Annotated in this window: 1 protein-coding gene; it reads right to left on the reverse strand. The window is 68.1% G+C overall.

Annotated features, from left to right (window positions below; all coding sequences use genetic code 11):
• Positions 1-1149 (reverse strand): flavin-containing monooxygenase (locus LK10_RS01645; protein WP_043119654.1); only part of this gene is annotated, 1149 nt, incomplete at both ends.

Genomic DNA, 1149 nt, shown 5'->3' on the forward strand with positions numbered 1-1149 from the left:
ACCTCGTACTCGGCATCTCCCACGACGACGGCGGTCTCCGTCATCGCGGTGATGCCGCCCGTGTCCGCCGTGTCGATCAGAGTGACGTTGGGCCGGTTGAACGTCTGGAGGTAATGGTCGCTGAATGTGGGCCGCTTGCACATGTACCGGTACCAGGGCTTGAGCAGTTCAGCGGTCGCGGGGTCGTCGAGGGTGGCGTCCACGCGGGCCCGGATCTCGTTCATCTTCCGTGCGTCCGCGATCTCGTCGAGCATCTCGCGCTCGCCCGGATCGAGTGTGTCATCGGTCCGGCCGGAGAGCATCTTCCGCTGCAGCCGAGCGGTGGACGTCCAGCCGTCGGCGACGAGGTCGGTTTCGGTGTCCTCTCCCGCCGTGACGGCGAGGAAGTTCTCCATCCGCTCCCGCTGCCAGCCCTGCGGCAGGTTCGAGGTCCAGTTCCGGGGCAGGTCCCGGTTGTCGCGGACATCGACTGTGGAGGGCGTGCGCTGGAAGACGTACAGGTGCTCGGCGTCGCGTCCCACGTGCGGGATCACCTGGATGCCCGTGGCGCCGGTGCCGACGACGGCGACGCGCTTGTCGGCGAGCCCGGTGAGGCCGCCAGCCTGGTCGCCGCCGGTGTAGCCGTAGTCCCAGCGGCTCGTGTGGAACGTGTGCCTGCGGAACGACTCGACCCCGGGGATCGCGGGCAGCTTCGGCTGCGATAGCGTTCCCGAAGACACGACGACGTAGCGAGCCCGGATGCGATCGCCGCGATCAGTGCAGACCTGCCATTCGGCGTCGTCCTCGTCCCACCGCAACGCGGTGACCCTCGTGTGGAACAGGACGTCGTCGTAGAGGCGGAAGCGCTCCGCAATCGCGGCCGCATGCCTCCTGATCTCCTCACCCGGGGCATAGCGGCGGCTCGGGACAGTGCGGACCTCCTCGAGCAGCGGCATGTACACAGACGACTCGATGTCGCAGTGGATGCCCGGGTAGCGGTTCCAGTACCAAGTTCCCCCGAAGTCGCCGCCCTCCTCGGTCATCCTGATCGAGTCGAATCCTGCCTCGCGGAGCCTGGCGCCGGTGAGCAGGCCACCGAAGCCGCCGCCGACGATGAGGACCTCGACCCGGTCAGACTTCGCTGCCCGCTCCTGCCGGGGGGTGTAGGGG

It is taken from the genome of Sinomonas humi (assembly GCF_000802235.1).
Classification (GTDB): domain Bacteria; phylum Actinomycetota; class Actinomycetes; order Actinomycetales; family Micrococcaceae; genus Sinomonas; species Sinomonas humi.